The following is a 19,754-nucleotide window of genomic DNA, read 5'->3' as shown; positions in this document are numbered from 1 at the left end:
GATTCAAGTATTTCAAGTATTGGGGACCGTCGTAGCGAAGGTCGTCATGTCGCCCTTCGGTCGCTTGTCGGTGATGGCCTGGCCTTCGATCATGTAGAACACGGTCTCGGCAATGTTGGTGGCGTGGTCGCCGATCCGCTCGATGTTCTTGGCGCAGAACATCAGATGGATGCAGAACGAGATGTTGCGCGGATCCTCCATCATGTAGGTGAGGAGTTCGCGGAACAGCGAGGTGCAGATGGCGTCGACTTCCTCGTCGCCCTTCCACACCGCCATCGCCGCCGGCAGATCATGCGCGGCATAGGCGTCCAGCACCGACTTGACCTGCTGCTGTACGAGGTCGGTCATGTGCTCGAGGCCGCGGAACAGCTTGAGCGGATGGAAATCCGTCTCCAGCGCCGCGACGCGCTTGCCCATGTTCTTGGCGAGGTCGCCGATGCGCTCGAGATCGGTCGCGACGCGCATGGCGCCGACGATTTCGCGCAAGTCCACCGCCATCGGCTGGCGGCGGGCGATCGTGAGCACGGCGCGCTCCTCGATCTTCTTCTGGAGCGCGTCGAGCTCGGCGTCGATGGTGACGACGCGCTGGCCGAGCGCGACGTCGCGGCGGATCAGCGCGTCGACGGAATCGACGATCATGCGCTCGGCGATGCCGCCCATCTCGGCGACCAGGCGAGTGAGTTCCTGGAGGTCGGTGTCGAAGGCCTTTGCGGTATGTTCAGAACCCATGTCCCGTCTCCTCAGCCGAACCGGCCGGTAATGTAATCCTGCGTACGCCGGTCGGTCGGCGACGTGAAGATCTTGCTGGTGTCGTCGAACTCGATCAACTCGCCGAGATACATAAAGGCGGTCTTGTCGGAGACGCGCGCCGCCTGCTGCATGTTGTGGGTCACGATCGCGATCGTGTAGTTCTCGGACAGCTCCTGGATCAGCTCCTCAACCTTGGCGGTCGAGATCGGGTCCAGCGCCGAGCAGGGCTCGTCGAACAGGATCACCTCGGGCCGCACCGCGACCGTGCGGGCGATGCAGAGGCGTTGCTGCTGGCCGCCGGAGAGCGACAGGCCGGAGGCGTTGAGCTTGTCCTTGACCTCGTTCCACAGCGCGCCGCCGCGCAGCGCCTTCTCGACGCGGTCGTCCATCTCCGATTTCGAGATCTTCTCGTAGAGACGGATGCCGAACGCGATATTCTCGTAGATCGTCATCGGGAACGGCGTCGGCTTCTGGAACACCATGCCGACGCGGGCGCGCAGCAAATTGAGGTCGAGCCTGGGGTCGAGGATGTTGGTCTGGTCGAGCATCAGCTGACCGGTGACGCGCTGGCCCGGATAGAGGTCGTACATCCGGTTGAAGATACGCAGCAGGGTCGACTTGCCGCAGCCCGACGGGCCGATGAAGGCCGTAACGCGGTTGGTGCCGAGCGCCAGATTGATGTTCTTCAGCGCGTGGTGCTCGCCGTAATAGAAGTTGAGGTTGCGCACCGTCACCTTGGCGGGCGCCTCCGGCAGAACCGGCGCCTGCGGCAGTCCACCGGCCGCGCTCATCGATACGGAAAGATCACTCATTTTGCGGTCCTCTCGGCGCCAAGAATGCGCGCGCCAATGTTCAGGGCAAGCACGGTCAGCGTAATCAGCAGCGCGCCGCTCCAGGCGAGCTGCTTCCAATAAGCATAGGGGCTCTGGACGAAGTTGTTGATGGTGACCGGCAGGTTCGCCATAGTCTTGTTCAGGCCGAGGCTGAAAAACTGGTTCGACAGCGCGGTGAAGAGCAGCGGCGCGGTTTCGCCGGCGACGCGGGCGGTGGCGAGCAGCACGCCGGTGATGAGACCGGAGCGCGCGGCACGATAGGCGATCCGCTTGATCACCAACGAGCGCGGCAGGCCAAGGGCGGACGCCGCCTCACGCAGCGCGTTCGGCACCAGCAGCAGCATGTCCTCGGTCGTGCGCAGCACCACCGGGATCACGATGACGGCGAGCGCGAGCGAGCCTGCGATCGCCGAGAAGCCGCGCATCGGCACCACCACCGCGCCGTAGATGAAGAGGCCGATGATGATCGAGGGCGCCGACAGCAGGATGTCGTTGATGAAGCGGATCACCGAGGTCAGCTTGTCGTTGCGGCCGTACTCGGCGAGGTAGGTGCCGGCGAACAGGCCGAGCGGCGCGCCGATGCCGACGCCGATCACGGTCATGATCAGCGAGCCGACGATGGCGTTGCGCAGGCCGCCTTCAGTCGAGCCCGGAGGCGGCGTGTCCGTGACGAACAGATCGAGGTTGAGACCTGCCACGCCGTTGTAGAGCAGCGTGATCAGGATCAGCGCGAGCCAGGTGACGCCGAAGGCGGCGGCACCAAAGCAAAGCCCGCGGATCACGATGTCCTTGCGGCGGCGGCGTGCGTAAATCGGGTTCATGTCAGTTCCCCGCCTTCTTTTCCAGACGCATCAGCATCAGCCTGGCGCCTGCGAGCACGAAGAACGTCAGCACGAACAGCAGCAGGCCGAGCAGGATCAGGCCGGATTGGTGCAGGCCGTCGCTCTCGGCGAATTCGGATGCGATCGCCGCCGAGATCGTAGTGCCCGGCGAGAAGATCGATGACGAGATGCGGAACGAGTTGCCGATGATGAAGGTCACCGCCATGGTCTCGCCGAGCGCGCGGCCCAGCGCCAGCATGACGCCGCCGATGATGCCGACGCGGGTGTAGGGGATCACCACGCTGCGAACGACCTCCCAGGTGGTGCAGCCGACGCCATAGGCGGCCTCTTTCAGCACCGGCGGCACAGTCTTGAACACGTCGACCGAGATTGAGGTGATGAAGGGCAGCACCATGATCGCGAGGATCAGTGCGGCGTTGAACAGGCTGAGATAGGACGGCGGACCAGCGAAGATCGCGCCCAGCACGGGAACGCCGTCAAAAATCTTGATCATGAAGGGCTGGAAGGTGTTGGCCAGGAACGGACCCAACACGAAGAAGCCCCACATGCCGTAGATGATCGAGGGAATGCCGGCGAGGAGCTCGATCGCCATGCCGATCGGCCGGCGCAGCCATTGCGGGCAGAGCTCGGTGAGGAAGATCGCAATGCCGAGACCGACCGGAATGGCGATCAGCATCGCGATGAAGGAGGTGACGAGCGTGCCGTACATCGGTCCGAGCGCACCGAGCACGGGCGGATCGGCCGACGGCGCCCAACGCTGGGTCCACAGGAACGCGAAGCCGTATTCCTTCATCGCCGGGAAGGCGCCGACGATCAGCGACAGAATGATGCCGCCGAGAATGAGGAGCACCGAGATCGCGCTGAGCCGCGTGATCCAGTAGAAGGTGACATCGCCGAGCTTGAACGCGCTCAAGGCCTTGGCGCGATCATATGGTCCGGCGTCGTCGACGATATCGCTCTGAACGGCCATCTCTGCCACGCCGATCCCCTGTACCCGTTTGTATACGCTTGTTGTCGGTTTCGCGCCCCGGACGCAGCGCGATGCTGATCCGGGCCGAAAAGTCGTGCGGTCCGCGATGCGGCCGTTGGAGGCCGCAGCGCGTCCGGAGAGAAAGAGCTTAGCTCTTGATCTCGGCAGCCCAGGTCTTCTCGATCAGCTGGACGACGCTGTCGGGCATCGGGATGTAGTCGAGCTCTTCAGCCGCCTTGCCGCCGTTCTTGAAGGCCCAGCGGAAGAACTTGATGGCTTCCTGCGAGGCCGCCTTGTCGGTGGCTTCCTTGTGCATGAGGATGAAGGTCGCAGCCGTGATCGGCCAGGACTTGTCGCCGGGCTGGTCGGTCAAGATGACGTAGTAGCCGGGAGCCTTGGCCCAGTCGGCGTTGGAAGCGGCCGCCTGGAAGGCTTCGACGGTCGGCTGCACCGACTTGCCAGCCTTGTTGATGAGGCCGGTGTAGGTCAGCTTGTTCTGCTTGGCATAGGCGTACTCGACGTAACCGATCGAGTTCTTGGTCTGGCTGATGTTGCCCGACACGCCTTCGTTGCCCTTGGCGCCGACGCCAACCGGCCACTCGACGGCGGTGCCCTCGCCGACCTTGCTCTTCCAGTCCGCGCTGGCCTTGGAGAGGTAGTTGGTGAAGTTGAAGGTGGTGCCCGAACCGTCCGAGCGGCGGACCACGGTAATCGCGTCCGACGGCAGCTTCACGTTCGGATTGAGCTTCTTGATCGCGGCGTCGTCCCACTTGGTGATCTTGCCGAGATAGATGTTGGCAAGGGTCTCGCCGTTGAACACCAACTCGCCGGGCTTGACGCCCTCAAGGTTGACGACGGGAACGATGGCGCCCATCACCATCGGCCACTGCGCGAGGCCGTCCTTCTCGAGCTGCTCGGCCTTGAGCGGCGCATCGCTGGCGCCGAAGGTCACGGTCTTGGCCTGGATCTGCTTGATGCCGCCGCCGGACCCGATCGACTGGTAGTTCAGGCCGTTGCCGGTCTCCTTCTTGTAGGCGTCAGCCCACTTCGAATAGATCGGGAACGGGAAGGTCGCGCCGGCACCGGTAATGTCGGCAGCAAAGGCCGCCGTCGTCGTTGCGGCGACCAAGCCAGCAGCGACGATCGTTTTGATGAAATTCATGCTGGTCTCCATACAGGGGAGCGAAGCGCCATCAGCGCCCGATCGCGCTCCCCGCGCCGCCCCTTTAGGAGCGGTCGGCTGTGCTTTTACGAAGGTTTCGTGACAGTCGGATGACACCGTCAAGCGACTGAAATCGCTTGGTTTTTTGGTCTAAACTAAAGTCTTAGCCTGGGGAAAACAGGCGGTAAAAGTGGCGCCCTGCTTGGGCACGCTTTCGATCAAAAGACGGCCGCGGTGACGGTTAAGAATATGTTTCACCAGCGATAATCCCAATCCGGTTCCACCCTGCGAGCGGCTGTCGCCGACGTCCACCCGGTAGAACCGCTCGGTCAGGCGCGGCAGATGCTCGGGCGCGATGCCGGGGCCGAAATCGCGCACCATGACCCGGATTTCCTGAGTTCCATCAATCGCCGGCGTCGCGTTCAGCGACACGATGACGCGGCCACCGGAGGCGCCGTATTTGAGCGCGTTCTCGATCAGGTTTTCGAACAGGCGCAGCAGCTCCTCGCGGTCGCCCGCGATCATCACCGGGGTCTCAGGCAGATGGGTCTCGACCTCGACCTGGCGTTCCCGGGCCAGCGGCTCCAGCCCGTCGGCGACCTGGAAGATGATCGGCAGCAGGTCGACCAGGGTATCCGGCCTGACATGGGCCGACAATTCCACCCGCGACAGCGACAGCAAATCGTCGATCAGGCGCGCCATGCGGGTGGCCTGATTGTGCATGATGCCGAGGAAGCGCTCACGGGCCTTGGGATCGTCCTTGGCCTGGCCCTGCAGCGTGTCGATGAAGCCGGAGAGCGCGGCCAGCGGCGTGCGCAATTCGTGGCTGGCATTGGCGACGAAGTCGGCGCGCATCTCCTCGACCCGGCGCAGCGGCGTCTGGTCGTGGAAGGTCATCAGCATGCATTTGTCGGCGCCGCCGAAATTGGTCGGCACCGGCACCGGCGTGATCATCAGCTCCATCCAGCGATCGACCGGGACATGATCGAGATAGGTCGCGCGCCGCGGCTCGGTGGTCGCAATGGACTCGCGCAGCGCCGTGATGATCTCCGGCGAGCGCAGCGCGAACTGGGCGAGCTCGTTCTTGCGCAGCGCCGGCGCGAGCTGGGCGGCGGCGGCATTGAGATGGATGACGCGGCCGGCGCGGTCGAGCAGCACGGCCGGATCCGGCATGCCGGCGACGACCGCGGCCACTGCCGCGCTCTCGACCGGATTGACGCGGCGGGTGTCCTCGCGGGAGGCTGCGGTATCATGCAGCCGCCAGGGGATCAGCGCGGCGGCTGCGATGCACAGGAACACCGTCGCGGCCCGCATCACCGACAATTCGCCGAGCGAGACCACGACCGACAGCGCCAGCGCGGCGGCGATCAGGATGATGGTCGAGTGCCGCAACCGGTCGGACCAGGGCTGCACCGTGGGAGACGAGGGAGCGTCGATCGCCATCGGGGCGGGCTTCTCCTTTTTGCCTTTGCGTTCGCCTTCGCGTTCGCCTTTGCGGTCCCTTGGCGCCGATCAGGCGCCGCTGTCGCTGCGCTTTCTCACATAAGCGGCTTCAGGCGGTGGGCCTGGATCGAGCTTGAGCGCCGCCTGTTGCAGGCGCTTGGATCGAGCGCCGATGATAACCTCGCGAAACGTCAGCAAGATTACAGAGATGACGAAGGGCGAGAGATAATACAGGACCCGGAACAGCAGCATGCCGCCGAGCAGTTCCTCGCGGTCCATCTGCCAGAGGCCGACCAGCATGGCGGCGTCGAACACCCCGAGCCCACCAGGCGAATGGCTGGCGAAGCCGAGCAACGTCGCCGAGACGAAGATGACCGCGACCACGACGAAGCCGAGATTGGGTTCGTCGGGGACCAGCACGTACATCGCGAGCGCGCAGAAGCCGAGATCGATGATGCCGATGGCGATCTGCAGCAGCGTCAGCGGGCCGCCCGGCAGCACCACGGTCCAGGGGCCGCGCCCGACCGCCCGCGGCTGGGTCCAGACCCAGACCACGTAGCCGACCAGTGCGGCGAGGATCATCATCGCAAACGTCCGGTTCAGCCAGGGCGGAAGCTGGTCGATCGAGGCGGCTGCCTCCGGATGATAGGAGATGCCGAGGCCGAGCACGGCGGCATTGCCGAGCCAGAAGGTGAGACCGGCGAGGAAGCAGATTTTTGCGACGTCGATCGCGTTCAGGCCATGAGCCGAATAGATGCGGTAGCGCACCGCGCCGCCGGTGAAGACGCTCGCGCCGACATTGTGGCCGATCGAATAGCTGGTGAAAGCCGCGAGCGCATTGATGCGATAGGGCACGTGGGAATGGCCGATCGCGCGCACGGCGAACAGATCGTAGAACGTCAGTGTGAAATAGCCCGCGGCGACGAACAGCGCGGCCATCGCAATCTGCCGCGGCTCGGTGCTCTTGATCGCCTCGATCACCTCGTTCGTGTCGATGCCGCGCAGCATGTGGTAGAGCACATAGCAAGCGATGCCGATGACCGCGACGCTGATCACAACTCCAAGCTTATGCAGGATTTGCTTCTGGCGCAGCAACGTCATCGCCCTGCGTATGGCTTCCAGCATCTAGACCTCGAACAACGCTTCAGCGGCCAGGGTGGCCGGCGAACAGGCGGACGACGCACAGGCACTCAACGAACCCTCACCGCCGGCTCCGGTCTCGCGCATGCCCCCCACCCCTCCACTAGCGCGTTTTGAGGCGGAGTGGAATTCGCCAATGTGAACAAAATCACGTGCCTTCAATATTTTAGGCAGGTTTGCGGGTTCAGGGTGCACGGTTTGGCGCTTTCGGCGGCAAGCTAGAGGCGAATCTCCATGGCAATCCTGCGCAGGGGCCGTGAAGTTTTGATGATTTCGACCGGACAATGTTCCGCCACGCCTTAAGTCGAAATCAATCTATGGACCGCACCCGCCTGTTGTAAGAGGGGGACGCGCCGGCGCTGGCCGCGGCCAAGAGGAGGCCCAAGGGCAGTCAACGGGCAGCTAAGGATCACCTAAGGTGCGGTCAGGTAGCCGCGCTGATACGCGCTGGCCTGGTCGTCGAAAATCGCCATGGCCGTCGTCATATGCCGGAATCCGAGGCGTTCGTAGAAGCGCTCCTTGCCCGGCACCGCATAGAGGATGATCTTGCGACGTCCGCGGCATCGCGCCAGCAGCCGCGCGACGAGTTCGCGGCCGAGGCCTTGCCCCTGATAGTCAGGGTGCACCGCGACATCACAGAGATGAGCGCAGTCGCGGCCATCGGCCAGCGCTCGGCCGGCACCGACAAGGCGGCCTTCGTCATGGGCGAAGGCGAGAAACATGCTGTTGCCGAACACGAGCGCGAGATCGGCCGGCGCCTTGTTGCCGAGCGGGGCAATGCGGTAGAGCGCGGAGAGCTCGTCCCAGCTGACGCCGACGGGATCGTCGGTCCAGACAATTGACATCGGCAACCTCTCCCGCCTCAGCGCCGCGCAGCGGTGACGGCAGCCACGATTTCGTCGCTGTCCGGGAAGTGGCCCTTGCTGCGGCTTGCGACAATCCGCTCGCCAAGCTTGACCTGGAAGACGCCCCCCTTGCCCGGCACGAGATCCGACTCCAATGCCAATTGCCGGCGTATCGCCGCGGCCGCGTCTTTTGCACGCTTCTCGTAGCCGCACGGGCGGCAATAGATGATAGTCACATCAGACATCTCGTCCTCCTTCAAGCTGCAAGCTGCGGGCGCACTGCTTCGATGCCGGCGATCCAGCCCGCGACGGAGCGGCCGATCGCTTCGGGATGATCTTCCTGGAGAAAGTGCAGCCCGGGTCCAAGATGCAGCAGCGCGCAATGCGTCAGCGAGGCTGCGAACCCCTCGGCGAACTCGGGCGAGACGACAGCGCCCGGCGAACCCGAGAACAGCAGCTTGGGATAGGACGACGCGGCGAGCGCTGCATGCGCCGATTGAAGCGCCGCGTAAACATCGGCGGGCTCACCCGCGATCGGCAATTCGCGGGGAAGGGCCAGGACCGGACGACGGCTTTCCGGTGTCGGAAACGGCGCGCGATAGGGCGCTATCTCGTCGTCGCTGAGTTTGCGCACGATGCCACCGGGCAGTATGCGCTCGACGAAGGCATTGGCCTCGAGGATCATGGCCTCGCCCACGCTCGGCGTCCTGAATTTCTTGAAGGTCTCGCGCGCGGCGTCGGCTTGATGAAAATCCTGCCAGGTCGGCATCGGACGGATGAACTCCATGAAGGCAAGACCGCGCACGAGATCCGGCCGGCGCGCGGCGAGATGAAACGCGAGCGCGGTGCCCCAGTCCTGCGCGACGAGATAGGCGCTCGTAATGCCGCACTGTTCGATGAAGGCATCCAGATAGCGCACGTGGTCGAGAAAGCGATAGGCGATGTCGGGCTTGTCGGACTGACCGAAGCCGATCAGGTCGGGCGCGATGCAATGGGCGACCGGCGACACCAGCGGCAATATGTTGCGCCAGATGTGCGACGAGGTGGGATTGCCGTGCAGGAACAGCGCGACGGGCGCGCCCTCCGCGCCTGTCTCGCGATAGGCCATGCTGCTTCCGAGGACGGACGCTTTGCGGATCTCGATCTGCTTGGTCATGTCAGCTCCTTGAACACGGTTTGGAATGCGATGGTCTTGAAACGCTCGAGCGCTTTGGGATTGCGGTCGACCTTCATGCGCAGGATCGCGCCCTGCCAGCACGCGAGGAGGAAGTCGGCAAGCTCATCGGGCTCGAAGTCGGATGCGATCTCGCCGCAGGTCTGGGCGTCCCTGATGCAGGCGGCGAACGGCGTGCGCCATTCGGCAAAGATCTGCGCGAGGCGCGCGCGCAACAGCTCGCTGCTTCCGCTCGCCTCCAGGCTGAGATCGCCGATCAGGCAGCCGCGGCCGTAGCCGTCGGCTTCGAGCCGACCGGTGATGATGTCGAGATAGCGCCTGAGCCGCGCCCGCGGCGTCAGCGACGCGTCGTCGAGGGCCTCGGCGACCAGCCCTCTGGTGAGGTCGAAATAGCGGTCGAGCACCTCGGACGCGAACGCCTCCTTGGAGCGGAAATGGTTGGTGAAGGACCCCTGTGGCGCACCCGCCGCAGCGGTGACGTCGCGCACGCTGGTGCCGTGATAGCCGGTCCTGAACATGACCTTGAGGCCGGCGTCGAGAATGGCGTCTTTGAGTGAGGGCTTTGGCATGGACATCATAATACGTACGTACGTATTATTGTCAAGCGCCGATTTGTTGCTTCGGCAATCTCCTTGCCGATCAGTTCGTTATGGCGATTTGCGACGACAGATCGCCTGACCGGCGATGGCAAGTCCGGCGATGGGGAGTCAGGCCGCGGGCTGGCTGCGCGAGACCACCCAATAGCGCAGCCACGCACCGATGGTGCAGCCGACGAGATAGCAGGCGAACATGACCAGCCCGAGGTCGAGCCAGTAGCCGAAGCGGCCCGGGACCACATGCGCGAGCGAGGCCGCGACCAGGCCCGCGACCAGCGCGGCAAGCCAGCGCGCGGTCACCTTCGAGGTGCCGTTGCCACGCTGGACCACCGAGATCCAGCCCATGCAGAAGCCCAGCAGCACCGAGCCGATCAGCCAGCCCATATGGAACGAGACGAGATAGGGCATCGTCACCTCACCAGAAATTCGATGCGGCGGTTTTGCGCCTTGCCGTCGTCGGTGTTGTTGCCGGCGACGGGCTGTGTGCTGCCATAGCCGACCGCGGTGAAGCGGTCAGCGGGAAGCCCGGCCTTGACCAGAAAATCGATCACCATCTGTGCGCGTTTCTCGGAGAGCGCCTGGTTGAAGGCATCCTCGCCGTCGGAATCGGTGTGGCCTGCGACTTCGATATTGGTGGTCGGACAACGCAGCGCCGTCTCGATCAGATGATCGAGAATGCCTGCCGAATCAGGATCGATGTCGGCGCGCTTGGCTGCGAAGCGGATCTTGCCCTTGGTCAGTAGCTCCGAGAACAACTGCTGGCAGACGGTGCCGTCGACCGGCCCCGCCGCGGGCTTCACCGTGATTTCGGGCTTGTATTGCCAGTTTTTTGGAAAGTCCTTGCCGAGCCCTGTGCGAATGTCGTTGGCCGCACCTTCGTACAGCGCGTCACCCGACAGCTTCACCTCGCGATCGGACACGACGAGCGTGCCGGTCGACAGCCGCGACAGCGCGCCGAGCGCTGCGACCACGGCGGTGTTGAAGGAGCCGGGCGCACCGACGCTGGCCTTGAGATTGTCGACGACCTTCTCGGTGAAGAATTTTCGCGACGCGCTGGTCGCGATCGCGGCGTGCACGTTGTTGTCGGGCACGTAGCCGGTCAGCGTCACGGTGGCCGCGACTGGATCCTTGTAGGCCTGGAAGATGTAGGGCGGCGCCTGGATCTCGTTGGCGGCGATCGCAAAGCCTTCGGGCAGGTTCTTCAGCGCGGCGGCGATGGCCTCGCGGCCGCCGAGGTCGCGCGCCATGCCTGACAGATTGACCTTGGTGTCGGAGATCGTGATCTTGCCGTCCTTCAGCTTGCCGATCTGGTCGAGCAGCAGCATCGCGGCCGCCTCGAACCGCAGCGGCGCGCCACGGGCGAGCCCCATCTGATCGGCGACCTCGGTCCCGTTGACCTCCTTGCGCGCGGCCTCGGTCAGGCGCGCTTTCATCGACGGCAGCGGCGCGGAGCCCGACAGCGTCACGCGCACGACGTCGCGTTCGGCGTTCCAGACGAAGGGTTTGGCTTCGGGAGCCAGGCGGGTCTGGTCGTCGACCAGCCGTACGCCGGGAGCCATCTCGACCGAGGTCACGGCGTCGCGGCGCCCCTCCTCGGAGAAGGCATCTGCGGCCAGTCTGACGTCACGGCCGTCCACCGCGATCCGGGTCTTGTCCAGGACGGTGTCCTTGAGCGCGGCCGAGGTGCGGGCCGACAAATCGGCCTCGACCGGCAAGGTGTTATTCCAGGCCGCAAATCCCCACATGACGGCCAGGGGAATCAGCCCCGGCCACCATTTGCTGGCCCACCTGAAAAGCATCTGCATTCGACGACCCGAACTCTGGAACCGGAGACAAAACAAACCCTTGGCAGGCTGTCAAACCGGAAATGGGGCCCTTTCGGGGACCACGCGTGGACAATTGGAATAACTTTTTCTTCAAGGGTCACACCCTAAGTTGTAGGCGGAATGCCCAGGGGCGGCCTGCCGGTCATGAAACAACTCCGTAACAACGTCATTCGCGCCGGACTGGGAGCGCTCTATTTCAGCGGCGCGCACCATCTGCTGCGCCCGCTGCTGTCGGGCGTCGGCGCCATTTTCATGCTGCACCATGTGCGGCCGGCCCGTGAGGGCGCGTTCCAGCCGAACCGGCATCTTGAGGTCACCCCCGATTTCCTGCGTGCGACGCTGTGCCATTTGCGCTCGCGCGAGATCGACATCGTCAGCATGGACGAGCTGCACGAACGGCTGGTTCAGGGCCGCTTCGACCGCCGCATCGCCGCCTTCACCCTCGACGACGGCTATCGCGACAACCGGGAGCACGCCCTGCCGGTGCTGCGCGAATTTGACGCGCCCGCGACCATCTATGTCACCAGCAACTTCGCCGAGGGCACCGGACGGCTGTGGTGGGTTGCGCTCGAGGCCGTCATCGCCAAGGCGGAGCAGGTCGACGTGCAGATCGGCCATTCCGCGCTTCGGCTCGATGCGAGCACGCCTGCCGCGAAGCGGGCGGCGTTCGATCGCCTGCACGGCTGGCTGCGCGCATTGCCGGACGAGCCCGATTTGAAGCGCGAGATCGAAGCGCTCTGCACGGCGCATGGTGTCGACATGGAAGCGTTGTGCCGCAGCCTCTGCTTGTCCTGGGACGAGGTGAAACGGCTCGCGGCCGACCCGCTGGTCACGATCGGCGCCCACACCGTCAGCCATTGCAATCTCGCCAAGCAGAGCGAGGAGATCGCCGCGCAGGAGATGGCCGTAAGCCGGGAGCAGATCGAGAATGCGCTGGAGCGCCCGGTGCGGCATCTCGCCTACCCCTATGGCGACCGCGAGGCGGCGGGGATGCGCGAATTCGCGCTGGCCGCATCCGCAGGCTTCAAGACCGCGGTGACGACACGTCCCGGCATGCTGTTCGCAGAGAATGCCGGCCACATGACCGCGCTGCCGCGCGTCTCGCTCAACGGCAACTACCAGGACGCGCGAATCTTGCCGGTGCTGACATCGGGCGCCGCGACCGCGATGTGGAACGGCTTTCGCCGCTTTGCTGCGGCGTGAGTGTTGTCCCGGCCTTCGCCGGAACAACACTGAGTTGACTCCCCTCCCCGCGGCGCTCAAAACGGCGCCAACCCAAGGGAGGCACCATGTCCAACGATCTGTTTTCGCTCAAAGGCCGCATCGCTCTCGTGACCGGCGGCTCACGCGGCATCGGCAAGATGATCGCGGCCGGTTATCTCGGTGCGGGAGCTGCGAAGGTCTACATCACCGCGCGCAAGGCCGGTCCGTGCGAAGCCACGGCGAAAGAGCTCTCGGCGCAATATGACGGCGAATGCATCGCGCTGCCGATCGACATCTCGACCGTCGAAGGCTGCAACAAGCTGGCTTCCGAAATCATCAAGCTCGAGCCGAAGCTCGACATCCTCGTCAACAATGCGGGTGCGGCCTGGGGCGCGGAGTTCGACGAATTCCCCGAAAGCGGCTGGGACAAGGTGATGGACCTCAACGTCAAATCGCTGTTCTTCCTGACCAAGGCGCTGGCCACGCCGCTGCGCGCGGCGGCCTCGCACGAGCGGCCCGCCAAGGTCATCAACATCGCCTCCGTCGACGGCATCTTCGTCAATCCGAGCGAGACCTATTCCTACGCTGCGAGCAAGGCTGCGGTGATCCATCTGACGCGGCGCATGGCGACGAAGCTGATCAAGGACAACATCAACGTCACCGCGATCGCGCCGGGCGCCTTCAAGTCCGATATGAACCGCGCCGCGCGAGACCACTCGGATGAAGTTGCCAAGCGCATTCCGTCGCGGCGCATCGGCACCGACGAGGACATGGCGGGCGTTGCGATCTACCTCGCCTCGCGTGCGGGCGACTATGTGGTCGGCAACACCATCGCGGTCGATGGCGGCGTGGTGTATGCGAATGCGGGACTGGAGATTGCGGGGTAGGCGGCGCGGTTCGGTAAAGACCGCACCTCACACTCCGCTGTCATGCCCCGCGGAGGCGGGCATCCAGTACGCCGCGGCCCTTCGGCTTAATCACTACTGCCTCGGAGTACTGGATCACCCGCTTTCGCGGGTGATGACAGTCTTCGTAAGGCGCGGCCGTCGCGTCTCGCGAGCAGCCCTTACGACTCGATCTTCACGTATTCAAAATCACCCGGCTTGTTGTCGATACCGACTTTCGGCGGCGAAATCCACGAGGCGAATTTGCCGGTCTCGGTGACGGGCTGCATCAGCGAGGTAATGAAGTCGCCGTCGGCGGTCGAGGGCAGCCATTCGTCCTTGCGCTTGGCCCAGGTGGCATCGTCGATCAGAATGCCGTCGGGCGTCGCGTGCACGTCCTTGAACTCACCGATGTGGCGGTGGAAGGCGACGTTGGGCAGCGTCAGCTTGAAGTCGTAGCCCGCGGTCGAGATCACCTTGTTCCAGCGCAGCATGCCCTTGACGCAATCCTGGCTGTAGTCGTCGCGCAGGCGCATGTTGAGCGCGGTCAGCGCCGGCTCGTCGACCAGCTTGATCTCGCCGTTGATGAACTTCAGCACCGGATAGGTGGCGTTCTTGAGCTGATGATCGTCGTCGATCTGGGTCTCGTGATAGCGGCCCTTGATGCCGGTGTTGAAGGCGTTGGCCGCGTTGGTCGAGACCTCCGAGCCGAACAGATCAAGCGACAGCGTGTAGTGCAGGTTCAGCTTCTTCTGGATGGTCGGAAGGTCGATCACGCCGAGCGCGCGGACCTTTGCGATCTCGGTCGGATCGGTGATGCCGGCTTCCCTCATCGCGTCGCAAGTGCGCTGCACGACGCGGGTGATGCCGGTCTCGCCGACGAACATGTGGTGCGCTTCTTCGGTCAGCATGAAGCGGCAGGTGCGCGACAGCGGATCGAAGCCCGATTGCGCGAGGCTGTGCAGCTGCATCTTGCCGTCGCGGTCGGTGAAATAGGTGAACATGAAGAAGGACAGCCAGTCCGGCGTCGCCTCGTTGAAGGCGCCGAGCATGCGTGGGCTATCGGCATCGCCGGAGCGGCGGCGGAGCAAATCGTCGGCTTCCTCGCGACCGTCGCGGCCAAAGTACTTCTGCAGCAAGTAGACCATCGCCCAGAGGTGGCGGCCTTCCTCGACGTTGACCTGGAACAGATTGCGCATGTCGTAGAGCGAGGGCGCGGTCTTGCCGAGATGGCGCTGCTGCTCGACCGAGGCCGGCTCGGTGTCGCCCTGAATGACGATCAGGCGGCGCAGCATGGCGCGATATTCGCCAGGGACTTCCTGCCACGCCGGTTCGCCAAAATGCTCACCGAAGGGAACGACGCGGTTCTCTTCCTGCGGCGCGAGCAAGATGCCCCAGCGATAGTCGGGCATGCGGACGTAATCGAACTTGGCCCAGCCGCGCGGATCGACCGAATAGGCGGTGCGGAGATACACCAGCGATTCCTGGAAACCTTCCGGCCCCATGTCGCTCCACCAATCCATATAGCCGGGATGCCAGCCTTCGAGCGCCTTCAACACCTGACGGTCTTCGGCGAGATTCACGTTGTTCGGAATCTTGGTCGAGTAGTCGACGTTCATGATGTTCATGGTGGACCTCCCGTGGGGCACTTACTCGTTTGAAGGGTCACGAATGGCGAATGGCGAGTAGCGAATGAGATCCCTGTTCGCCATTCGCCACTCCCTATTCGCTACACTCTCGTCATATCGAATTTCGGCTTCTGGCCGCTGCCGTAGCGGCGGAGCGCGCCTTCTTCGCCGACGGCGTTCGGACGTTGGAAGATCCAGTTCTGCCACGCGGTGAGCCGCGAGAAGATTTTCGATTCCATCGTCTCCGGGCCGACGAAGCGCAGGCTCGCTTCCATGCCGGTGAGGCTGTCGGGCGAGAAGCTCGCGCGTTCCTCCAGGAAGACGCGAACCTCGTCGTCCCAATCGATGTCGTCGAGTGCGAAGGTGACGAGGCCGAGCTCCTCGGCCTGCTCGGCGTCGAGCGCGGTGCCGAGCGTGGCTTCCGCTCGCTCCACATCCGCCGGATCGGCCTGGAAGCGCGACTCCAGCCGCGTCAGGCCGTGGCTCATCGGATACGGACCGAAATTCATCGCCGACAGCTCGATCGACGGCGGCGGCTGGTTGTCGCCCTGGCGCGTGCCGATCAGCATGTAGGAGCGGTCGGCGGCGAAGACGAGCTCGGCGAGCGTGCCGGCGAAGCAGGAGCCGGGCTCGACCAGCGTCACCAGCGTGCGCGAGGTCACGTCGATGCGCTTGAGCACGCGCTTCCAGTAATGGCGGATCTCGTTGACCAGCCAGTGCGCCTTGTGAGTTTCGAGGAAAGCATCGGATGCGAGCACCTGGGCGCGATCGCCATGGCTCTTGAACACCAGCATGGCGATCTCGAGCTCGTTGATGCGCAGATGCAGGATGGCATCGTCGAGCTCGCGCGCGACCTGCAGCGGCCAGAACGACGCGCCCTGTGCCATCATGCCGTCGATGTCGGCAGGCGGCGCCGTCTCCGGCGCCTTGATCGAGATGGAGGCGATGCGCGCGGCGCGGTCGACATCGACCATGACGAAGCCGTAGCGGATGCTGGTTTGGTCGATGACGCGCTTGAGCGGCGTCAGCGCAACGCCCTTGCCGCTGCCCTTGCGCTTGGAAGCTGCCGCGAATTCCTTGGCGCGCTCGGCGATCTTTGATTCCAACTTGGAGTTCGGCGCGATCTCGTCAACGAGACGCCACTGCACGGCGCGCTTGCCCTTGACGCCTTCCTCGATGGTGCAGAAGAAATCGGCGTGGTCGCGGCGCACCTTGCGCTTGTCGACGACGCGGGTGAGACCGCCGGTGCCGGGCAGCACTGCGAGCAGCGGCACTTCGGGCAGCGCGACAGCAGAGGCGCCATCGTCGGCGAGGATGATGTGATCGGTCGCGAGCGCCAGCTCATAGCCGCCGCCGGCGGCGGAGCCGTTCACCACGGTGATGAAGCGCTGGCCGGAATTCTCGCTGGAATCCTCCATGCCGTTGCGGGTCTCGTTGGTGAACTTGCAAAAGTTCACCTTGTGGGCGTGGGTCGAGCCCGCGAGCATGCGGATGTTGGCGCCGGCGCAGAACACACGGTTCTTGGCCGAGCGCATCACCACGACCTTCACCTCGGGATGCTCGAAGCGCAGCCGCTGGACCACGTCCGCGAGCTCGATGTCGACGCCGAGATCGTAGGAATTGAGCTTGAGCAGATAGCCCTCGAACAGGCCGCCATTCTCGTCGACGTCCATGGTCAGCGTCGCGACGTCCCCGTCGACCGCCAGCTTCCAGTGCTTGTAGCGGGACGGTTCGGTCTGGAAATCGATGAATGTCGCGCCGCCTGCGAGGCGCCGATCTTCCCCGGCCATGGGCCACCCTTGAGCTTGTCTTGGTTTTACCGTTAGATGCACAATAGTGCATATTTTTGGGCGCGTCTAGTCATTAACGGATGCGGTATGCACTTTGTTTCATGAAGATTGGGACGGCCGCAAGCTCACGCGGCGCGTCCCTGCAGCCCTTGATCGTCGCGCAGAGCCGCCCTTGCGAATTGCTCGATCGCGTCAAGCGTCGCTGCGGGCGCGTCACGATGCGGGGAATGCCCCGCGCCTGAAATGACTTCCACGTCGACTGGGCAGTAACATTCCTCCCGCGCAATCTCGACCTGACGCAGAGTGCCATATTGGTCGTCCACGCCTTGCACGACCATGACGGGGACGCGGATATAGGCGAGGTATTCGGAGATGTCCCAGTCTCGGAATTTTGGATCGAGCCAGGCGCCGTTCCAGCCGTAGAAGGCGTTGTCGACGTCCTTGTGCCAGCGCGCGAGCTTTGGCTTGAGGTCGGTGGTCTCATACGTCGTTTTGATCGCGGCGATCGATGTCACCGAGATGTCCTCGACGATGAAATGCGGCGCGATCAGCGCGATGCCTTGCAGGCGATGATCCTGATGCGCGCCGGCATAGATCGCAGCGATCGAGCCGCCGTCGGAATGGCCGAGCAGGAGGCCGCGCTTGAAGCCAATCGCATCCAGCACTTTCGGCAGCACGTCGAGCGCCTCGCGCTGCATGTAGTCGAGCGGCCGCGGCAGCGCGACCGGGCTCGACTGGCCATAACCTGCGCGCGAATAGACGAAGATGCCGGTGCCGGTGGCCTGCTGCAGTTTCTCCGGAAAGTCGTTCCACAGACCGACGGAGCCGAGGCCTTCATGCAACATGACGATGGTCGGCGCGTCGGGGACTAGCGGCGCCAGCCATTTGTATTCGAGGCTGGCCGTGCCAATGCTGAGGAAGCCGGTGGGGGCGAGGTTGGTCATGCTGTCATTTCCATCCATTCCGTCATTCCGGACAGCTCGCAACGCGAGCTGATCCGGAATCTCGACATTGCAGTCTTTAGCTCGAGATTCCGGGTTCGCGCTTCGCGCGCCCCGGAATGACGGATCCGCTCAATTCGCCCCTTCCCGCAGCTTGAACCGCTGGATCTTCCCCGTCGCGGTCTTCGGCAGCGACTCCACCACGTCGATCCAGCGCGGATATTTCCACGGGCCGATCTTCTGCTTGACGTGCTCCTTCAGCATCTCCTGCAGATTCGCCGTCTTCACGCCCGGACGAAGCACGACGAACGCTTTCGGCTTCAGCAACCCTTCCGGATCGGCCTCGGGCACGACGGCGGCTTCCAGCACGGCCGGATGCGTGATCAGCGCGCTCTCGACCTCGAAGGGCGAGACCCAGATGCCGGAGACCTTGAACATGTCGTCGGCGCGACCGCAGAAGGTGTAACGGCCGTCAGCGTCGCGGACATATTTGTCGCCGGTGCGGGTCCACGGTCCCTCAAAGGTGCGGCGGCTCTTATGGCGCTGGTTCCAGTAACCTTCGCCGGCCGAGGGCGCATCGACCAGGAGCTCGCCGACCTCCCCGTCGGCCACATCCTGCCCAGCCTCGTTGACGAGCCGCACCGCATAGCCCGGCACCGGCTTGCCGGACGAGCCGTATTTGATGTCGCCCGGCGCATTCGAGAGAAAGATGTGCAGCAGTTCAGTCGACCCGACGCCGTCGAGAATGTCGACGCCGAAGCGTGATTTCCAACTATTGCCGACGGACTCCGGCAGCGCCTCGCCGGCCGAGGTGCAGATGCGCAAGGCGCCGCCGCCACGCTCGCTCTTCATCGCCTCGTCGTTGAGCATCGCCGCAAACAGCGTCGGCACGCCGTAAAAGATCGACGGCTTGTACTTGTTCATCAGGTCGAACATGCGCGCCGGGGTCGGCCGCTCGCTGTTCAGGATCGTGGTGGCGCCGACCGACATCGGGAAGGTCAGCGCATTGCCAAGGCCATAGGCGAAGAACAGCTTTGCCGCGGAGAGGCCGATGTCGTTCTCGCGGATGCCGAGCACCTGCTTCGCATAAGTGTCCGCCGTCGCCTGCAGATTCGAATGGATGTGGCGCACGCCTTTGGGCATGCCGGTCGAGCCGGACGAATAGAGCCAGAACGCCGGCTCGTCCGGATGCGTGGCAGCGGTGGCGAACTGATCGCTCTCGCCCGAGATCTCCTCGGCGAGCTGCCTGTGGCCGTTCTGCTTGGCGCCGGACACGACGACATGCTCGAGATCCGGCATGCGGCCAACCACGTCCTTGATGACGGGATAGAGCGCTTCCGAGACGAACAGCACGCGCGCGCGGCAGTCGGCGAGGATGTAGGCGTACTGGTCCGCAGTCAGCAGCGTGTTGAGAGGCACCGGCACGATGCCGGCGCGGATCGCGCCCAGAAACACGATCGGGAAATCGACCGTATCCAGCATGATCATCGCCACGCGCTCTTCGCGGCGGACGCCGAGACGGCGCAGCATGTTGGCGGCGCGGCGGGTCTCACGCTGGAGCTCGCCATAGGTGAGCCGCGAGACGGTGTCGTCGAACACGATCTTGTTGCCACGGCCCTCCTCGACGTTACGGTCGAGCAGCCAGGTCACCGCGTTATAGGATCCCTCGCTCACGGTCGTCTCCCCCGAATTTAGAATTATAATTCATAGAAAGACACTGTGACAGC

The 19,754-nt window shown here is 64.1% G+C and carries 19 protein-coding genes; 2 read left to right on the top strand and 17 right to left on the bottom strand.

Features of this window, described 5'->3' with window-relative positions; all coding sequences use genetic code 11:
• Positions 1-12: 12 nt before the first annotated feature.
• From phoU to JJC00_RS03420, 13 genes are all read right to left on the bottom strand, one after another.
• Positions 13-729, bottom strand: coding sequence for a phosphate signaling complex protein PhoU (gene phoU, locus JJC00_RS03480; RefSeq protein ID WP_028155152.1), 717 nt, complete (start codon positions 727-729; stop codon positions 13-15).
• An 11-nt stretch (positions 730-740) separates the two neighbouring features.
• A complete protein-coding gene (gene pstB, locus JJC00_RS03475; RefSeq protein ID WP_200471364.1) occupies positions 741-1,562 on the bottom strand; it encodes a phosphate ABC transporter ATP-binding protein PstB in 822 nt (273 codons plus the stop codon).
• On the bottom strand, positions 1,559-2,404 hold the full coding sequence (gene pstA, locus JJC00_RS03470) for a phosphate ABC transporter permease PstA (RefSeq protein WP_200471363.1): 846 nt from the start codon (positions 2,402-2,404) through the stop codon (positions 1,559-1,561). The genes pstB and pstA overlap by 4 nt, the downstream gene beginning before the upstream one ends.
• Before the next feature lies 1 nt (position 2,405).
• Positions 2,406-3,395, bottom strand: coding sequence for a phosphate ABC transporter permease subunit PstC (gene pstC, locus JJC00_RS03465; protein WP_200473968.1), 990 nt, complete (start codon positions 3,393-3,395; stop codon positions 2,406-2,408).
• 148 nt (positions 3,396-3,543) lie between these two features.
• Positions 3,544-4,557 carry a phosphate ABC transporter substrate-binding protein PstS gene (pstS, locus tag JJC00_RS03460; RefSeq protein ID WP_200471362.1) on the bottom strand — a complete coding sequence of 338 codons (1,014 nt, stop codon included), beginning with the start codon at positions 4,555-4,557 and terminating at the stop codon, positions 3,544-3,546.
• A 150-nt stretch (positions 4,558-4,707) separates the two neighbouring features.
• Positions 4,708-6,000, bottom strand: coding sequence for an ATP-binding protein (locus tag JJC00_RS03455; protein ID WP_200471361.1), 1,293 nt, complete (start codon positions 5,998-6,000; stop codon positions 4,708-4,710).
• 69 nt (positions 6,001-6,069) lie between these two features.
• The gene (locus JJC00_RS03450) at positions 6,070-7,125 is read right to left on the bottom strand and encodes a lysylphosphatidylglycerol synthase domain-containing protein (RefSeq protein ID WP_200471360.1); all 1,056 of its coding nucleotides are present in this window, start codon (positions 7,123-7,125) and stop codon (positions 6,070-6,072) included.
• 428 nt (positions 7,126-7,553) lie between these two features.
• On the bottom strand, positions 7,554-7,985 hold the full coding sequence (locus JJC00_RS03445) for a GNAT family N-acetyltransferase (protein WP_200471359.1): 432 nt from the start codon (positions 7,983-7,985) through the stop codon (positions 7,554-7,556).
• A gap of 17 nt (positions 7,986-8,002) precedes the next feature.
• Complete coding sequence (locus tag JJC00_RS03440; RefSeq protein WP_200471358.1) at positions 8,003-8,230, bottom strand: Rdx family protein; 228 nt, start codon at positions 8,228-8,230, stop codon at positions 8,003-8,005.
• A gap of 11 nt (positions 8,231-8,241) precedes the next feature.
• Positions 8,242-9,141 (bottom strand): haloalkane dehalogenase, encoded by a 900-nt coding sequence (locus tag JJC00_RS03435; protein ID WP_200471357.1) that lies wholly within the window; start codon positions 9,139-9,141, stop codon positions 8,242-8,244.
• Positions 9,138-9,728 (bottom strand): TetR/AcrR family transcriptional regulator, encoded by a 591-nt coding sequence (locus tag JJC00_RS03430; RefSeq protein ID WP_200471356.1) that lies wholly within the window; start codon positions 9,726-9,728, stop codon positions 9,138-9,140. Before JJC00_RS03430 ends, JJC00_RS03435 begins: the two co-directional genes overlap by 4 nt.
• A gap of 138 nt (positions 9,729-9,866) precedes the next feature.
• A complete protein-coding gene (locus JJC00_RS03425; RefSeq protein ID WP_200471355.1) occupies positions 9,867-10,163 on the bottom strand; it encodes a hypothetical protein in 297 nt (98 codons plus the stop codon).
• Between the two features lie 2 nt (positions 10,164-10,165).
• Complete coding sequence (locus JJC00_RS03420; protein ID WP_200471354.1) at positions 10,166-11,560, bottom strand: OmpA family protein; 1,395 nt, start codon at positions 11,558-11,560, stop codon at positions 10,166-10,168.
• 165 nt (positions 11,561-11,725) lie between these two features.
• Between JJC00_RS03420 and JJC00_RS03415 the strand changes: the two genes are divergently transcribed.
• Together JJC00_RS03415 and JJC00_RS03410 are read left to right on the top strand one after the other, a co-directional pair.
• A complete protein-coding gene (locus JJC00_RS03415) occupies positions 11,726-12,784 on the top strand; it encodes a polysaccharide deacetylase family protein (RefSeq protein WP_200471353.1) in 1,059 nt (352 codons plus the stop codon).
• An 86-nt stretch (positions 12,785-12,870) separates the two neighbouring features.
• Positions 12,871-13,671: an SDR family NAD(P)-dependent oxidoreductase gene (locus JJC00_RS03410; RefSeq protein ID WP_200471352.1), complete on the top strand. Its 801-nt coding sequence runs from the start codon at positions 12,871-12,873 to the stop codon at positions 13,669-13,671.
• 179 nt (positions 13,672-13,850) lie between these two features.
• Here JJC00_RS03410 and boxB read toward each other — a convergent pair whose 3' ends face one another.
• From boxB to JJC00_RS03390, 4 genes are all read right to left on the bottom strand, one after another.
• The gene (gene boxB, locus JJC00_RS03405; RefSeq protein WP_200473967.1) at positions 13,851-15,287 is read right to left on the bottom strand and encodes a benzoyl-CoA 2,3-epoxidase subunit BoxB; all 1,437 of its coding nucleotides are present in this window, start codon (positions 15,285-15,287) and stop codon (positions 13,851-13,853) included.
• 110 nt (positions 15,288-15,397) lie between these two features.
• On the bottom strand, positions 15,398-17,086 hold the full coding sequence (gene boxC, locus JJC00_RS03400; RefSeq protein WP_200471351.1) for a 2,3-epoxybenzoyl-CoA dihydrolase: 1,689 nt from the start codon (positions 17,084-17,086) through the stop codon (positions 15,398-15,400).
• Positions 17,087-17,211: 125 nt separating this feature from the next.
• The gene (locus JJC00_RS03395; protein WP_200471350.1) at positions 17,212-18,030 is read right to left on the bottom strand and encodes an alpha/beta fold hydrolase; all 819 of its coding nucleotides are present in this window, start codon (positions 18,028-18,030) and stop codon (positions 17,212-17,214) included.
• Between the two features lie 129 nt (positions 18,031-18,159).
• Positions 18,160-19,701 (bottom strand): benzoate-CoA ligase family protein, encoded by a 1,542-nt coding sequence (locus tag JJC00_RS03390; protein WP_200471349.1) that lies wholly within the window; start codon positions 19,699-19,701, stop codon positions 18,160-18,162.
• Positions 19,702-19,754: the final 53 nt, after the last annotated feature.

Source organism: Bradyrhizobium diazoefficiens (assembly GCF_016616885.1).
Lineage (GTDB): Bacteria > Pseudomonadota > Alphaproteobacteria > Rhizobiales > Xanthobacteraceae > Bradyrhizobium > Bradyrhizobium diazoefficiens_F.
The sequence above is the reverse complement of the archived record's forward strand: the minus strand, read 5'-3'. Positions and strand labels throughout refer to the sequence as shown.

Excerpts from the sequence above, each read along its gene's own strand:
- JJC00_RS03420 (WP_200471354.1), bottom strand. The coding sequence starts at position 11,560 with ATGCAGATGCTTTTCAGGTGGGCCAGCAAATGGTGGCCGGGGCTGATT.
- pstC (WP_200473968.1), bottom strand. The coding sequence starts at position 3,395 with ATGGCCGTTCAGAGCGATATCGTCGACGACGCCGGACCATATGATCGC.
- JJC00_RS03410 (WP_200471352.1), top strand. The coding sequence starts at position 12,871 with ATGTCCAACGATCTGTTTTCGCTCAAAGGCCGCATCGCTCTCGTGACC.
- pstS (WP_200471362.1), bottom strand. The coding sequence starts at position 4,557 with ATGAATTTCATCAAAACGATCGTCGCTGCTGGCTTGGTCGCCGCAACG.
- pstB (WP_200471364.1), bottom strand. The coding sequence starts at position 1,562 with ATGAGTGATCTTTCCGTATCGATGAGCGCGGCCGGTGGACTGCCGCAG.
- boxC (WP_200471351.1), bottom strand. The coding sequence starts at position 17,086 with ATGGCCGGGGAAGATCGGCGCCTCGCAGGCGGCGCGACATTCATCGAT.
- JJC00_RS03455 (WP_200471361.1), bottom strand. The coding sequence starts at position 6,000 with ATGGCGATCGACGCTCCCTCGTCTCCCACGGTGCAGCCCTGGTCCGAC.
- JJC00_RS03445 (WP_200471359.1), bottom strand. The coding sequence starts at position 7,985 with ATGTCAATTGTCTGGACCGACGATCCCGTCGGCGTCAGCTGGGACGAG.
- JJC00_RS03450 (WP_200471360.1), bottom strand. The coding sequence starts at position 7,125 with ATGCTGGAAGCCATACGCAGGGCGATGACGTTGCTGCGCCAGAAGCAA.
- JJC00_RS03435 (WP_200471357.1), bottom strand. The coding sequence starts at position 9,141 with ATGACCAAGCAGATCGAGATCCGCAAAGCGTCCGTCCTCGGAAGCAGC.
- JJC00_RS03430 (WP_200471356.1), bottom strand. The coding sequence starts at position 9,728 with ATGCCAAAGCCCTCACTCAAAGACGCCATTCTCGACGCCGGCCTCAAG.
- pstA (WP_200471363.1), bottom strand. The coding sequence starts at position 2,404 with ATGAACCCGATTTACGCACGCCGCCGCCGCAAGGACATCGTGATCCGC.
- boxB (WP_200473967.1), bottom strand. The coding sequence starts at position 15,287 with ATGAACGTCGACTACTCGACCAAGATTCCGAACAACGTGAATCTCGCC.
- JJC00_RS03425 (WP_200471355.1), bottom strand. The coding sequence starts at position 10,163 with ATGCCCTATCTCGTCTCGTTCCATATGGGCTGGCTGATCGGCTCGGTG.
- phoU (WP_028155152.1), bottom strand. The coding sequence starts at position 729 with ATGGGTTCTGAACATACCGCAAAGGCCTTCGACACCGACCTCCAGGAA.
- JJC00_RS03395 (WP_200471350.1), bottom strand. The coding sequence starts at position 18,030 with ATGACCAACCTCGCCCCCACCGGCTTCCTCAGCATTGGCACGGCCAGC.
- JJC00_RS03440 (WP_200471358.1), bottom strand. The coding sequence starts at position 8,230 with ATGTCTGATGTGACTATCATCTATTGCCGCCCGTGCGGCTACGAGAAG.
- JJC00_RS03415 (WP_200471353.1), top strand. The coding sequence starts at position 11,726 with ATGAAACAACTCCGTAACAACGTCATTCGCGCCGGACTGGGAGCGCTC.